Genomic DNA, 15,434 nt, shown 5'->3' with positions numbered 1-15,434 from the left:
GAGATGATATCGCACTCCATCAAAAAAGTAGAATGACAACTTATAAATAACGAGGCTAAATATGAAACTACGTAAAGTAATGATTATTGGTGTAGGAAATGTCGGTTCAACCACCGCTTATACATTAGTCAATCGTGGATTTTGTGAAGAGATCGCACTAGTCGACCTTAATAAAGACTTAGCCTACGGTCACGCACAAGATCTACTCGATGCCGCCGCTTATCGCCAAAACATGATAAAAGTCAGTTTACGTGAATCGACGGACTGTGCTGATATCGATATAGCCATTATTACTGTCACCTCAGGACTGGCACAAAAAAGCAGGGCAGAAGAGCTGTCAGGCACATCTAAAATCATGGCTAATCTTATTCCCAACATGATGAAAAGCGGATTCAAAGGCATATTCCTAATTGCCACAAACCCGTGTGATGCAATTACTTATCAAGTCTGGAAACTATCTGGTTTACCTCGTCATCGCGTCATTGGTACGGGTGTTTGGCTCGATACAGTTCGCCTGCGACGATTACTCGGCGAACAAATGGATATCGGACCACAAAGTATTGATGCTTTTATTGTGGGAGAACATGGTGACTCACAATTTCCGGTATGGTCACACTCTTCAATTTATGGCATAAATCTTAATCAACTTGAAAAAAATAAAATTAATTTTGCTGACATTGGTACTAAAGCTAAAAATAAAGGCTTTGAAATCGTCAAATACAAACACTGCACCGAATACGGCATTGCCAGCACGATTGCTGAAATTTGCCAACACATTTTCACCAACAGCCATCGAGCATTAGCATTAAGTTGTATTTTAGAGGGTGAATATGGGTATAAAGATGTCGCTATAGGGGTACCGGCAATTTTAGATCAGCATGGTATTAAAAAAGTGATACAACTTGATTTTAACGATCAGGAAAAACAGCTATTTGATACAAGTATTAATATTGTGAAAGGTTATATTCAACATATTAATTAATCTTATTAAAGTTAAAACTTATGTCATACTTTTATCAGCCAATAGCGATAAGCATTTTATCTGATTCTATTTAAAGCCGATTAATAAATCGGCTTCTTGTACAATTTGATTTTTGATGATTGGGTAAATTAACGTCATAAAAATGGTCTATAGTCATTTTGTTGCAATTAATATGCAATCTTTTCTTACCACATTGAACACACTCAAAGAGATAACCAGTCAGTGCGCCATCTTTGGATAATGACGTTCTTACTCCTCAATAAGATGAATTGTTTCCTGCAATTTTTTCAATTCAGCAGTACTTAGAAAATAATTAATAGAATTTTTAATATAATCAGCTATTTGTTTATATGTTTGTAAATTATCGGATATAGGATAACAGTCAATATAATGACTAAATGACACGATATCATCAATATCGGCAAACTGTTGCTTGGTAAGTTTATTCAAATATTGCTGTAAATTTTCAGTTTGACAGTTTACCGGAGAGGCTTGTAACCAAAACTGATTGTCATGAAACTGATAAGTTAAATCAATAGCTTTTTTATATTGATAGATATCGTCTTTTACCTCCGCTACATAGCCGAGTTCATAAACAGCGTCTAGTTTAATATGAAATAGCTGATCTTTAATCGTGGATGAAAAGTAAAATATGTGATCTTCATGTCCAGTTTTTCCCGCTACCATTAATTCATCTAGATATTTTCCATTTTTGTCAAAAGCATTAATTAATTTGATATCTTCGTTGAAACCTTCGCCTATACCATCAAAAGTAAAATCATAGAGTATGAATTTGATATCACCCATTTCAAAGCGACCAATAGCTTTTAGATTTTTTAGCGTAAAATAGTTGTCGGTTTCAACAATAGGCTTATCATAATAGCTATAATCATCATCATCGAAATGGAAAAATTTGCTATCAACATATATTCCAGTGACGGTATTATTGCTATCAATAGGCATAGATAAAACAGGTAAACTTTGATAGAAGTCATCGAAGGAATCAAAATGCTTTCTATGATTATATGAGTTATCATTGGCAAACACTACATGAGTGTTAAACAGAGTAAAAAATATGGCTAAACATAAAGTAGAAACTATTTTTTTCATTTTCCTATAAAATCCTTTTTATTGCTAAATATTTACAATTTTTGCAGTCAGTATATTTCATGAAATAAGTTTTTCTTTCTGCAATGTTACATCTTCATAACTATTTAATTATGTAGATAAATTATGGCATTAGTTTTGACCAAAAATCCAGATTTATCTTATTGATCGAGACTAAAGCATTTAGTAATGGGATAATTATTGGAAATTATAGAAATAATGGAAAGTGGTGTTGTGATAGCAGCAATTTCGCCAATGAATTTAAGAAAGGTATCAGGTTTAGTTGAATAGAATAGTTAAATTAAACTGACTAGATTGTATTTTATTTGCCATTATATCGTTAACACTAAACGATATAATGGCATTTCTAGATTAAGCTTATTTTATCTATTTTGCCAAAAACTATTTTTTATCTGGCAATGCATAAGCAATAACATAATCGCCACGCACAGGAGATTGTCTTGCGCCACTAGCGGAAATCACAATATATTGTTTACCTGTTTTTGGTGAGATATAGGTTATTGGAGTACCTTGACTACCCACCGGTAATCTCGCTTTCCAAACTTCTTCACCTGTAACCGAATCAAAGGCTCTTAGGTAAAAATCTTGCGTAGCAGCAAAGAATAATAAACCTGACTTAGTCGCCATTGGTCCACCAATGGTCGGCATACCGATTGGAGCAGGTAAATGCATAGGTATACCTAAAATACCCGTATCCATAACAGTGCCTAAAGGTTTTTGCCAAACTACTTGACGTGATTTAAGATCAATAGCTGTCATTGTACCATACGGTGGTTTTTGGCATGGAACGCCAAGAGGTGAGGTAAATCTTAAACGCATTGCACCAAATGGTGTTCCTTTTTGTGGAACAATACCCATCTCAATCCCGCTTGAATTTTTCGGAATTTGATCTTGAGGAATCATCCAATTTTTCAAGCCAATACGCATATCATTAACAAACATTAAATTGTTTTGAGGATCAACTGCCACGCTACCCCAGTTCATACCACCCAACGATCCTGGATATTGTAACGTTTTAGTCATACCCGGCGGAGTGAACAGACCATGATATTCAGAACCAACAAAGTCAATACGACAAAGAAGCTGATCATATGGTGTTGCTCCCCACATATCGAACTCAGTTAAGGTTTCATTACCAATTGAAGGCATCCCCACTGAAAATGGTTGAGTCGGAGAATAATATTCACCCGGAACATTACCTTGCGGAACAGGTTTTTCTTGGACTTCTGCAACAGGTTTACCCGTTACGCGATCAAGCATAAAAATTTGACCGGATTTTGTGGTTTGTACAATGACTTTTGTCACGCCACCATTTTCATTTGGAATATCATAAAGTAATGGTTGGGAAGGTAAATCATAATCCCATAAATCATGATGAGCCGTTCTAAATGTCCAACGAATTTGTCCGGTTTTACGTTCTAAAGCCACAATAGACGAATTAAAATCATCATCATAATGAGTTCGGCCACCACCAAAAAAGTCTGGGGTTGCATTACCGGTTGGAGCATAAACAAGATCAAGCTCTGGATCGTAAGCTGTTGTTGCCCAAACATTAACGGTACCGCGAGTATAAGTTTCATTTGCAGGTGGTACATCGGTGATATTTGGATTACCTGGATCCCACGCCCAAACCAAATTACCAGAATGAACATCAAAAGCTCGAACTACCCCGCCAGGTTCATTGATTGAAAAGTTATCGGCAACCCGTCCACCAACAACAATAACATCTTTGGCTACTAACGGTGCAGCAGTCGGTTCATAATAGCCTGGCGGAATATCACCCATATTTTTCTTAAGATCCACAACACCTTTATCACCAAAATCTTCACATAATTTACCGGTATTGGCATCGATTGCCATTAAACGGGCATCAATAGTGTTCATAATGATTCTAGCTGAACAAGTCGCATTACTATTGCTAACATTATCTAAACTATCTTCATAATAAGCTAAGCCTCGACAACGCTCCCAGTTTGGAGTTGATGCTTTAGGATCATAGCGCCATTTTTGTTGACCTGAATCTGCATCTAAAGCAATCACAATATTTGTTGGGGTGCAGAGATAAACATTTTGGCCAATTTGTAATGGCGTATTTTGATCTTCCGGACCTGAACCGCTGTTATAAGGCACATAACCGGTACGATAAGTCCATGCGACTTGAAGATCTTTTACATTCTCTTTGTTAATTTGATCCGCTCCGGAAAAACGCGTCCCTTTAGTGGTATTCGCATATTGTCTCCAATCAAGCAGATTGTCTGTAGGTTTCAATTGATTGTTGGCTAAAGGTACTGCATTTTTAATCACATTATGTTCCTGGAACATAAATCCGAGCGAAACACAAAGCGCAACAAAAATAAAAATACCGACAGCATACCCACCTTTGCCAGCTTTATTATCGCCTGTTTCATGTTTCTTTAATGTTGGATAAGCAAATGCAATAAGCATTGCAAAACCACCAAATACCATTAAACGAGAAAATAACGGCCAGAACTGCAAACCAACTTCATATAATGCCCAAACAATTGTTAAGGCATAAGCTAAAGCATAAAGCCATGCACCTTTAGTGTTTTGCTTAAATAAAAGAAATGAGGAAACGATTTGCACCAACCCCATTAATAAAAAATACCAACTACCACCAACGGCAACAAGTCGCACACCGTTAATGGTCAAAAACAGCCCGCTGATTAATAAAATTGTGGCAACAAGCCATAAATAAAATTTTTTAGCACCATTTATCTTTATCATGAATAATCCTTATACTTAATATTAATCTTACTATTGATTAAATTTCTCAGTTAATTTGACGATGTTTAATGAGTAATGGTAGAAAACGACGGGGGTAAAAGATGAACTCCTTAATTATTTATCATCATCCATCAACAAGGCAAAAACTTGTCTGATAAATATGCAATTAATATGCTCTCAATCATTGAGAAAAACAATAGGGGCATGAAAAATTTTTTTGACTTTTTTGCGATTAAAATTCACGTATTTTAATATCCCAAAATAATAAATTTTATGGTTAAAAATCAAATTATTAGCATAAAGTTAACGCATACTTTTATCATATAAAGCATATTAGTCTGATTGAATGTTTCGCCAGTTTAAACAAACTGAAAGGATTTCTTGATTTTTTTATAACTCAAAAAAGTTGAGGAGCAGGTTTTTTAGGTTATAAATTCTACTTTAAAAAGTTATTAAATGATCAAAACGACGATTTTAAACACTAAAATAAAATTTTTCAGGATCAACATACCAAATTTTAAAGATTTGTAATTGCAATATATTTAATTAAAACAGTAATTAACCAATTAATAGTCAGATCCTTTTTAGATCATATTTACGAAAGCTAACGTAATTGAGTGAAAAAAAGTGTTGCATCGTGTTTTTCCAATCACTATACTTTTTACACGGTTTTAGTTAAGAAACTAAAATTTAATGTAAAAGTATAAAATTTCAAATAAATCATAAAATTACTTGACAGGATTGTCGCAAATGTTTTATAATTTCCAACAGGCAACAGGCAACAGGCAACTTGGCTAACCTCTAATTTAAATTCGTCTAAGTTCAGCTTCCAACGTTCATTTTACACCGAGATTTATTTTTCCACGCAATTATGTGGAATTCTGCGAATTATCGCGCGATCCGCTTTTCGATCCTCTTATTCTTTTAAATTATCTTGGTGGATTCTTTTAGGTTCGGTTATTTTACATCCTTTTTCTAGCTTCGCATTAACTTCACAGACTACAAAAAATCCGATTCAAGGTAGCGCACCTTATTTAACCTTTGATGGTGGTCGTACTCGTGTGGTTGATACTGATGCTTTGCTTGGGATTACGTTATCTAATGGTGTTAAATATACGCCTTCAACTAATACTTCCGTTACAACGCCAATCGTGTTGCCTGTTGCGGGTCAAAGTTTTGCTGATATTGATATGTTGGTTCCTGCTTATACTAATTCAGTCGCTTTAAGCTCTCTTATCGGCCCACCTTATAATTATTGGGGAGATGATGATGGTGATACTGACGTTACCGCTACTGGTAGTTTAAGTTTATCTATCGTTGATAAAAATAATCAACCTGTCACGCGTCATACTGTTCCAGATATTTGCAAGGCGCCTTATCAGGTTAAATTAGCTAGCACTGACGGCACATTAAGTACTCGTTATGGCGTTCCAAGTAGTCGTATTTTCAGCGCAAGTAATGTTACTTATTATATCAATCCACAAGCAGGGGCTGTGGTTTGTTTTGCTAGGCCTAACTTAAGATATTTAATTATTGAGAATGAATATCATTATTTTAATCACGTATCTGGTCCTGCTTCTATTTGGAACCCTGCTAAGGGCTTTTTACTTCAATCAATTACGCCGTCATCTTATGGTTTAAATTTTCCAACTACTGGCACTAACAATTTGTATTTTGACTTAGACATTGCTGGTAGTAATCAGGCTTTATCTTGGGCTCCTGTCTCGCATGATGGCATCACTGCTACTATGACTAGTTCTACAGCGACAGGTGTACGCGTCACTTTAACCGGTCCGGTTTTAACTAAATCCCGATGGAATTCTAGCAATTTTGCTGTTGAGATTCCTGCAATTAAGCCGCCTACATTGCCACAAACATTCGAGTTAGTCGGTCGCGATAATAGTGGTAAAGCTGTCATTAAATATGGTTTTGTATTAAAGCAGTGGTTTTATCCTTCTAACCAAGCTTATACTTATGATAAAGCATCATCTATCTGTAGTGATCAACGTTTACGTTTAGCTACGGTTAAAGATTTAACTAATGCTTCTTGTAATGGGATAAATTCTCGTAGTGAGTGTAAAGGTGCCGTCGGCGCAATACCTTCATCACCTAATAATTACTTTCAGCGTATAATTGGTGCAGGATTGTTTAGTGAGTGGGGCTCAACGCACTCATATAATAACATCGGTTTTTTTGACCTCAGTTACTACTGGACTAGTGATGGAATAATGCCTCCTTTAAAAGGCCGTAAATCATCAATAACTCCTACTCAGAACCGTAAATTTGCCGTTAGTCCGAGAAATGGTTCGATAACACGTTTTTCCATTAAGAGTTCTAGTCCCATGCTCTGTGTCTCGCCTTAGCCTTTTTAATTTCTTGAAAGAGGGAATAGGGGAAGGAACTATAGCGTTAAAAAGTGTAGTTTAGTCATATAGTTAATGATGAAATGCGATTTTGTAGAGATGCTTGAACTACCTGATATGAGGATTAATTTCTAGACGTTTTGAAGAAAAAAGTTAAGGAGCGGGGTTTTTCAGTCATTGATCTGACTAAAATTAATCCAATCTTTTTATCAATAATAAAATAGCATGGTTAATAATTAGTTAATCGTTAATCTATAATGTGTTGAGACAAAATCCGCCCCTGATTGGGGCGGTTGAATTATTTACCGGTTAAGAATAGTTTAAGTGAAGGATTTTCTGTTTCGTTATTAAAACCGTAATCCAATTCAGTTAAATGTTTGGTAAAGGTGCTGTGGCTGGCGTTGTCGATTTCAAAGGCGGCTAGCACGCGACCATAATCGGTGCCGTGGCTACGGTAATGGAACATTGAGATATTCCAATTGGTACCCAAGGTTTGTAAGAATTTGAGTAGTGCGCCTTGTGATTCAGGGAATTCAAAGCTGTAGACTTGTTCATTAATCGGTTGGCACGGTTTGCCTCCAATCATGTAACGGACATGCAGTTTTGCCATTTCGTCATCGGTTAGATCAACAACTTGATAACCGGCTGCGGTCAGTTCTTGCATGATTTCGTCTTTTTCGTTGCTTTTGGCAATTTTAACGCCAACAAACACGCAAGCTGATTTGTCGTCATGATAACGGTAGTTGAATTCGGTCACAGCACGACCACCGAGCAGTTGGCAGAATTTGAGGAAGCTGCCTTTTTGTTCTGGAATCGTGACCGCTAACAGGACTTCGCGTTTTTCGCCTAGCTCGCAACGTTCTGATACATAGCGTAGATTGTGGAAGTTCAAGTTAGCGCCGGATAGAATATGGGCTAAGTTTTCGCCACAGATGTTGTTTTGTTCAACATATTTTTTCATTCCCGCTAACGCCACTGCGCCAGACGGTTCGGCAATGGCGCGCACATCATCAAATAGATCTTTAACGGCGGCACAAATTTCGTCACTATCGACAGTGATTATGTCGTCGATATATTGTTGGCAAAGTCTAAATGTTTCGTCACCAATTCGTTTAACCGCGACGCCTTCAGCAAATAAGCCCACGCGATCAAGGTCAACGGGATGACCAGCAATGAGTGCTGCTTTTAGGCAGGCATCGTCTTCAGGTTCAACCGCAATGACTTTAATTGATGGCATGATTTGTTTGATTAATACGGCAATACCGGCTGCAAGCCCTCCACCCCCAACGGGGACAAAGATGCGGTCAAGTTTGGCATTTTGTTGCAGTAGTTCCATGGCGATACTGCCTTGCCCTGCTATGACAAGGGGATGGTCGAAAGGGGGAATAAATATACGGTTTTGTTCTTTGGCTAATTCCATTGCTTTGGCTTTGGCTTCATCAAAGTTGGCTCCATAAAGTAGCACTTCTCCACCAAATCCTTTTACCGCTTCGACTTTAATATCTGCTGTGGTTAATGGCATGACAATGAGGGAATTGATGCCTAATTTTGTGGCTGAAAACGCGACACCTTGCGCATGGTTGCCGGCTGATGCAGCAATCACGCCACATTTACGTTCTTCCGGCGTTAGGCTGGCAATCATGGCTTGCGCGCCCCGTATTTTGAAGCTGTGAACGAGTTGGCGATCTTCTCGCTTAACAAACACTTGGTTTTTTAGGCGAGAGGAGATTTTTTCCATATGTTCTAGTGGTGTCACTTGAGCGACATCGTATACCGCACTACATAGCGTGGCTTTTAGATAATCAGCGCCGGTTAGTTTGTTATTATTCACGTTAACCACCTAATTTACTTTTATCACGCACCGCACCTTTGTCAGCACTGGTTGCTAAGCTTGCATAAGCTTTTAGTGCGTATGAGACATAACGGTTACGGTTATGAGGTGTAAAGGCTTTATCACCGCGAGTGAGTTCAGCTACGCGACGACGTTCTAATTCATCTTCAGGTACGAGGATGTTTAATTTTCGATTTGGGATGTCGATATCGACAATATCTCCATCTCGAACTAAACCAATCACGCCACCGTTGGCGGCTTCTGGCGATATGTGACCAATGGATAAGCCTGATGAACCACCAGAGAATCGACCATCGGTAATTAATGCACAAGCTTTGCCAAGACCCATTGATTTTAGGTAGCTGGTTGGGTAGAGCATCTCTTGCATCCCTGGTCCACCTTTTGGTCCTTCATAGATGATGACGACTACATCACCTTCAACGACTCGTCCACCTAAGATTGCATCAACCGCATCTTCTTGGCTTTCATAGACTTTAGCTGGGCCACGGAAGACTAAATTTTCAGCTGCAACACTTGCCGTTTTAACGATTGCGCCATCTTCGGCTACGTTACCGTATAGGGTTGCTAGTCCGCCATCTTGGCTATAAGCATGTGCTTTGTCGCGGATACAGCCGTTTTGGCGATCGTCATCAAGCGTATCCCAGTAACAATCCTGTGAAAAAGCTTTGGTAGTGCGAATACCTGCCGGACCACTGCGATACATTTTTTTGACTTCTTCGTCAGTGGTTTGGGTGATGTCGTATTTTGCAAACGTTTCTTGTAAGTTTAGACCAAGCACGTTGTGGACATTGCGGTTAAGTAATCCGGCTTTGTCCAGCTCTGATAATATGGAGACGACACCACCAGCGCGATGCACATCTTCCATATGATAGATAGCTGTACTTGGCGCTACTTTACATAGGTGAGGGACTTTGCGTGATAGTCGGTCAATGTCTGACATGGTGAAGTCGATTTCACCTTCTTGTGCAGTGGCAAGTAAGTGCAATACGGTATTGGTTGACCCCCCCATGGCAATATCGAGCGACATGGCATTTTCATAGGCCGCTTTGGTGGCTATTGATCGCGGTAAGTACGAATCATCATCCTGTTCGTAATAACTTTTGGTGATTTCAACAATGCGTTTAGCGGCATTTAAGAAGAGTTTTTCACGTTGTTTGTGTGTCGCAACCAGTGAACCATTCCCCGGCAATGATAAACCTAATGCTTCGGTTAAGCAGTTCATTGAGTTAGCAGTAAACATGCCTGAGCATGATCCGCAAGTTGGACAAGCCGATTGTTCAATTGCTTCACTATCAGCATCACTAACATTTGGATTGGCACTTTGGATCATGGCATCAACCAAGTCGAGTTTGATGATTTTGTCAGATAGTTTGGTTTTACCCGCTTCCATCGGTCCGCCTGATACAAATATAGTTGGGATGTTTAGACGTAGTGACGCCATTAACATGCCGGGGGTGATTTTGTCACAGTTTGATATGCAGATCATGGCATCGGCGCAATGAGCGTTAACCATGTATTCAACGGAATCGGCAATCAGTTCCCGTGAGGGTAGTGAGTAAAGCATACCGCCATGCCCCATGGCGATACCGTCATCGACAGCAATTGTGTTAAATTCTTTGGCAATGCCACCACATGCTTCAATTTCTTTTGCTACCAGTTGACCAATATCTTTTAAGTGAACATGACCCGGTACAAATTGTGTGAATGAGTTAACCACCGCGATAATGGGTTTACCAAAGTCTTCATTTTTTACGCCTGTTGCACGCCATAAAGCGCGGGCGCCCGCCATGTTGCGACCTTCAACCGAGGTTGCTGAACGATATCTAGGCATTTGTTGCTCCCAATTTTTTTATGCAAGCGACCGATTTCTTTCGGTACGTATTTCTATGATTAATAAATCGTTAAATAATGACGACACCGCAGTTTTTTCTGCGGTGTATTTATTTTATTTAATTGGATCTAACCAACCGTATTTGTCTTCAGTTTTGCCATTAAATAATCCGAAGAATGTTTGTTGGATTTTCTTCGTGATTGGGCCACAACGACCAATACCAACTTGGATTCGGTCAACACTACGTACTGGTGTGATTTCGGCAGCGGTACCAGTCATAAATACTTCATCAGCTAGATAGAGTGATTCACGTGATAGAGTTTGTTCACGTACTTCAATGCCTAGATCATGTGCAAGCTTGATGATTGCATCACGTGTGATGCCTGGTAGTGCTGATGATGATAGTAATGGGGTAAATAATATGCCATCTTTGACGATAAATAAGTTTTCGCCAGAACCTTCAGAAAGCTGACCGTTTACGTCTAATGCGATGCCTTCTTGGAAGCCATTAGCTCGCGCTTCTGATCCGATAAGAAGTGATGATAAGTAGTTACCACCCGCTTTAGCTGCTGCTGGGATAGTGTTTGGTGCAAAACGGTTCCATGATGATACCATTGCGTCAATACCTTGTTCTAACGCATCTTCACCAAGGTAGGCTCCCCATGGGAATGCTGCAATCATGACATCAGTTTTGTAACCAGCAGGAGGAATGACGCCCATACCCACATCACCAATAAAGACTAATGGGCGAATGTATGCACTTTTTAGGTTATTTTTTTTGATGACTTGGCGAGTTGCTTCCATGATCTCTTCAAGAGAATAAGGGACAGGAAAACGATAAATTTTGGCTGAGTTTAGTAAGCGTTGTGCGTGTTCTTTATGGCGAAAAATTGCTGGGCCGTTGTTAGTTTCATAACAACGAACACCTTCAAATACTGAAGTTCCATAGTGTAGGGCGTGTGACATTACGTGTATTTTTGCATCAGCCCATGGAACCATTTCGCCATTTAGCCAAATATAATCAGATTTTGCTGTAGTACCCATTTTTTGTTTTCCTCTTAAATTTACTTTTATTAAGCATGTATTTTGCTTTTATTAATTTGTGCATTATACATAACTTTGTTTAACTGCTATAGTTTATTAATTTAATTTGTCTTTTTTACAAAAGAATCTATTTGTTCTTTACTACGCTACCGTTATCACATCCTCCAATTTGGTAATTTGGTTTTGCAGTGACGATAGCGTTCGTTCGGTTGTTAATGTCAGTGTCAAGGTGAATAATTGATTGTCAATTGATTGCATTTGCATCTGTTCGATATGGCCTCCACGGTGGCGAACAACGCGTAATATGCGTTCAAGTGAACCCAATTTATCATTGGCAGTTATGGTAAATTGATGTGTCGCTTTTTGATTCATCACTTACTCCTTGTTACTTTTATCTAACATGTTTTCGTTTGCCGCGCCCGGTGGTACCAGTGGCCATACGTTTTCTAGCTCATCGATACATACGTGCAGTAGATAAGCACCTTTCGAATTGAATAGGTTATCGAGTGCGCCTTCGATTTCCGATTTTTTGCTGATGGTTTGCCCTGGTATATCAAAGGCTTTGGCTAGCATTAAAAAGTCGGGGTTATCTGATAAGTTGGTTTCACTATATCTTTCATTAAAAAATAGCTCTTGCCATTGCCTTACCATGCCTAGGCGTTGGTTATCAATAAGAACGATTTTGACGGGTAATTTTTTGCGTTTAATCGTTGTTAATTCTTGTACATTCATCATGAATGAGCCGTCACCCGATACGCAAATTACCATGTCGTTTGGTCTAGACATTTGTGCGCCAACTGCCGCTGGTAATCCAAAGCCCATAGTGCCAAGCCCACTTGAGGTAATAAAGTTTTGTGGGTGGGTAAAGGACATGTGTTGCGCTGTCCACATTTGGTGCTGACCTACGTCGGTGGTGATGACGGTGTTAGCTGGTTTGCGCTCAGAAATGCGTTTGAGCAGTGCTGGCGCATAAATGGCGTCACCCGGATGATCATAACGTGTTGGATGCTGGGCTTTCAGTTGTTTTATTTTGTTATGCCAGTCATCAATTGAGACCGTTTGGTTAAGCATCGGTAATACGTGTTTAATATCACCTTGTAAACCTAAATGGGTTTGGCGTAGTTTGTTGATTTCGGACTGATCAATATCGACATGGATCACTTTTGCATGTTTAGCAAATTCGTTAAGTTTGCCAGTAACGCGGTCGTCAAATCTAACCCCTAAAGCGATCAGTAGGTCACACTCTTGTACGGCTAAGTTAGCTGCTTTAGCGCCGTGCATCCCGATAAGTCCTAAGTAATAAGGATTGTTAAGGTCAGCAACGCCAAGTCCTTTTAAGGTCGATACGCTAGGGATTTGGGTTAGCGTCATAAATTCGCGTAGTTCATTGATAGCACCAGAAAGCCCAACACCGCCACCAATATAGAGCATCGGTTTTTTGGCTTGGCTGATCATTTGTTTGGCTTGTTTTATCTCATCAGGTGAGATTGGGTAGAGTTGAGCATTATCAGAAGGCGTTTTTATGGATGTTGGCGTTAAATAGGTTTGGTAATCATGGTCGGCAAGCTGGATATCTTTCGGGATGTCAATTAATATTGGTCCCGGCCTGCCCGAATTGGCTAAGTTGAAGGCCTCTTGTAAGGTATTTGGCAATTGGGTGGCATCATCTATTAAATAACTATGTTTGGTGCACGCTAAAGATAATCCTAAAACGTCAACTTCTTGGAAGGCATCAGTGCCTATAAGTGTCGTTGGAACTTGGCCGGTTAGTGCGATAATTGGTACAGAATCAATTAATGCATCCGCAAGGCCGGTAATTATATTGGTTGCACCGGGGCCTGATGTGGCAATGCAAACGCCAATTTTGCCGGTGGCACGGGCATAACCAATGGCTGCCATGGCTGCGCCTTGTTCGTGACGGCAAAGAACGTGTTCAATTCCGCCATCATAAAGCGCATCGTATAGAGGCATAATTTGACCACCAGGATATCCAAAAACGGTAGTAATGCCTTTTTCTTTTAAGGTTTTTACAATCCACTGTGTTCCTAACATTGATTCCTCACTTTTTGCTTAGCCATTTATTCAAAAAAAAACCCCCGCTTTTTTGTGGCGGGGGTTTTGAAATATGATGACCATATATTTAACTCAAAAGACGCCCCCGCGTTGGAATAATGACCACGCTAATGTTAATGAGGACGACGATGAGTGAAAAGTTCATTTGTAATTATTTCGTTAATTTTTTAAAAATATTCATCCAAAATACTCGTTTTAAAAAAAAGTGCAACAATTTTTTTGTTGTTTTTTTTAAAAGCATCATCAATTCATTTATATACTCGTTAAAAAAAGTTGAGGAGCGGGGTTTTTGATGATTTAGATAGGATTGTTTTGGCTTTTTAATGAAGGTTGGTGTATAACTATTCTTCATCTTCCCTAAATTGCTTTGAGCATTTTTTAACTCTTTATTCATAATTACTATTTATTACGTTATGTGAGATATCATTATGAAAATATTTAAATTGCTAGCGTTTTTTGTAGTGAGTTTTTTGCTGTTAAGTTGTGATAATGCTAAAAAAAATACTCCAGTTGAAAATGATTCCCTTGCAGCAATACAAAATTCGATGATTGAGCCTATGAAAAAAGCCTTACCCATTGAGGTTGATGAGTTAACGACTTTGGTTGGCGTTGAGAAGGATAAGGATCGTAATATCATCAATTATCAATATGATGTTAAAAATACGCCAGAGCATACGATGTTGTTACCCAGTACGCTTGATACGATTCGCCAAGCACTTTTTACTGCTTATTGTGAAAATACGGAGGATATGCAACAATTGAAAACGGCGTTCCCGGATGGGGCATACTATCATTATTTTATTGATAATAAAGAGATTGTTGTGGTTGAATTAACGCCAGCCGATTGTCAGACAAAAGGTAATCGGCAATAGCTTCTATTGGTTATGGATGAGTGGATGAATGATAAAAATTATTTTTTTATTGCTGCAATTAAGTTTTGAGTATTCACAGTATAGCAATGATGGGATTGATAAGCTTGTGGACACTATTGGTACTGAAAAAACCCAGAGATTAATACAACTCATCGATGAATATCCTGATAAAAAGGACCTAGATTTCGATAATAAGACTGATGAGTCCGATTATTATAGAGAGGCAGCCATCAGCGTAGTTAAAAAAATCTTACCCATCACTTTAGATGAATACACAACTTTATCCGATGTTAACGCTGAAGGTAATGTTATCGTTTATCAATATGAAATTAATGGGATCACTCCAAACGAATTTCTTTTACCCGATAATAGGGAATTGGTTAAAAAGGCAATTGTTGAATCTTATTGTTCCGATTCACCTCAAATACGTAAAATGAAGAAATATTTTAATGAGGGGGCTAAATATACGTATTACATTGATGGTAAAAGAATTCTTATTGTGGATGTTACGACTGATTGTTCTTTCAAAAAATAGCTATCATTA

At 38.7% G+C, this 15,434-nt stretch carries 11 protein-coding genes; 4 read left to right on the top strand and 7 right to left on the bottom strand.

The annotated features are described in order from the left end of the window. Nucleotides 1-61 precede the first annotated feature (61 nt). Complete coding sequence (locus tag J3U00_RS04700; protein WP_065733765.1) at nucleotides 62-982, top strand: L-lactate dehydrogenase; 921 nt, start codon at nucleotides 62-64, stop codon at nucleotides 980-982. Nucleotides 983-1,231: 249 nt separating this feature from the next. On the opposite strand, the gene J3U00_RS04695 is transcribed toward J3U00_RS04700, so the two are convergent. Both J3U00_RS04695 and J3U00_RS04690 read right to left on the bottom strand, forming a co-directional pair. Further along, nucleotides 1,232-2,092 carry a hypothetical protein gene (locus tag J3U00_RS04695; RefSeq protein WP_267331729.1) on the bottom strand — a complete coding sequence of 287 codons (861 nt, stop codon included), beginning with the start codon at nucleotides 2,090-2,092 and terminating at the stop codon, nucleotides 1,232-1,234. 399 nt (nucleotides 2,093-2,491) lie between these two features. Beyond that, nucleotides 2,492-4,855: a membrane-bound PQQ-dependent dehydrogenase, glucose/quinate/shikimate family gene (locus J3U00_RS04690; RefSeq protein ID WP_267331728.1), complete on the bottom strand. Its 2,364-nt coding sequence runs from the start codon at nucleotides 4,853-4,855 to the stop codon at nucleotides 2,492-2,494. Between the two features lie 1,061 nt (nucleotides 4,856-5,916). On the opposite strand from J3U00_RS04690, the gene J3U00_RS04685 reads away from it, so the two are divergent. After that, complete coding sequence (locus J3U00_RS04685; RefSeq protein WP_267331727.1) at nucleotides 5,917-7,218, top strand: hypothetical protein; 1,302 nt, start codon at nucleotides 5,917-5,919, stop codon at nucleotides 7,216-7,218. Nucleotides 7,219-7,516: 298 nt separating this feature from the next. On the opposite strand, the gene ilvA is transcribed toward J3U00_RS04685, so the two are convergent. From ilvA to ilvG, 5 genes are all read right to left on the bottom strand, one after another. After that, on the bottom strand, nucleotides 7,517-9,058 hold the full coding sequence (gene ilvA, locus J3U00_RS04680) for a threonine ammonia-lyase, biosynthetic (protein ID WP_267331726.1): 1,542 nt from the start codon (nucleotides 9,056-9,058) through the stop codon (nucleotides 7,517-7,519). Further along, nucleotides 9,051-10,901 carry a dihydroxy-acid dehydratase gene (gene ilvD, locus J3U00_RS04675; RefSeq protein WP_065733774.1) on the bottom strand — a complete coding sequence of 617 codons (1,851 nt, stop codon included), beginning with the start codon at nucleotides 10,899-10,901 and terminating at the stop codon, nucleotides 9,051-9,053. Before ilvD ends, ilvA begins: the two co-directional genes overlap by 8 nt. 114 nt (nucleotides 10,902-11,015) lie before the next feature. Continuing rightward, nucleotides 11,016-11,945 (bottom strand): branched-chain amino acid transaminase, encoded by a 930-nt coding sequence (locus J3U00_RS04670; protein WP_065563394.1) that lies wholly within the window; start codon nucleotides 11,943-11,945, stop codon nucleotides 11,016-11,018. Nucleotides 11,946-12,086: 141 nt separating this feature from the next. Next, the gene (gene ilvM / locus J3U00_RS04665; protein ID WP_065563395.1) at nucleotides 12,087-12,317 is read right to left on the bottom strand and encodes an acetolactate synthase 2 small subunit; all 231 of its coding nucleotides are present in this window, start codon (nucleotides 12,315-12,317) and stop codon (nucleotides 12,087-12,089) included. 3 nt (nucleotides 12,318-12,320) lie between these two features. After that, complete coding sequence (ilvG, locus tag J3U00_RS04660; protein ID WP_267331725.1) at nucleotides 12,321-13,997, bottom strand: acetolactate synthase 2 catalytic subunit; 1,677 nt, start codon at nucleotides 13,995-13,997, stop codon at nucleotides 12,321-12,323. Between the two features lie 449 nt (nucleotides 13,998-14,446). On the opposite strand from ilvG, the gene J3U00_RS04655 reads away from it, so the two are divergent. Together J3U00_RS04655 and J3U00_RS04650 are read left to right on the top strand one after the other, a co-directional pair. After that, complete coding sequence (locus J3U00_RS04655; protein WP_267331724.1) at nucleotides 14,447-14,890, top strand: hypothetical protein; 444 nt, start codon at nucleotides 14,447-14,449, stop codon at nucleotides 14,888-14,890. A 28-nt stretch (nucleotides 14,891-14,918) separates the two neighbouring features. After that, a complete protein-coding gene (locus J3U00_RS04650; protein ID WP_267331723.1) occupies nucleotides 14,919-15,425 on the top strand; it encodes a hypothetical protein in 507 nt (168 codons plus the stop codon). The last annotated feature ends 9 nt before the right edge of the window (nucleotides 15,426-15,434 follow it).

The sequence above is a fragment of the Gilliamella sp. B3127 genome, from assembly GCF_026536935.1.
Lineage (GTDB): Bacteria > Pseudomonadota > Gammaproteobacteria > Enterobacterales > Orbaceae > Gilliamella > Gilliamella apicola_E.
The sequence above is the reverse complement of the archived record's forward strand: the minus strand, read 5'-3'. Positions and strand labels throughout refer to the sequence as shown.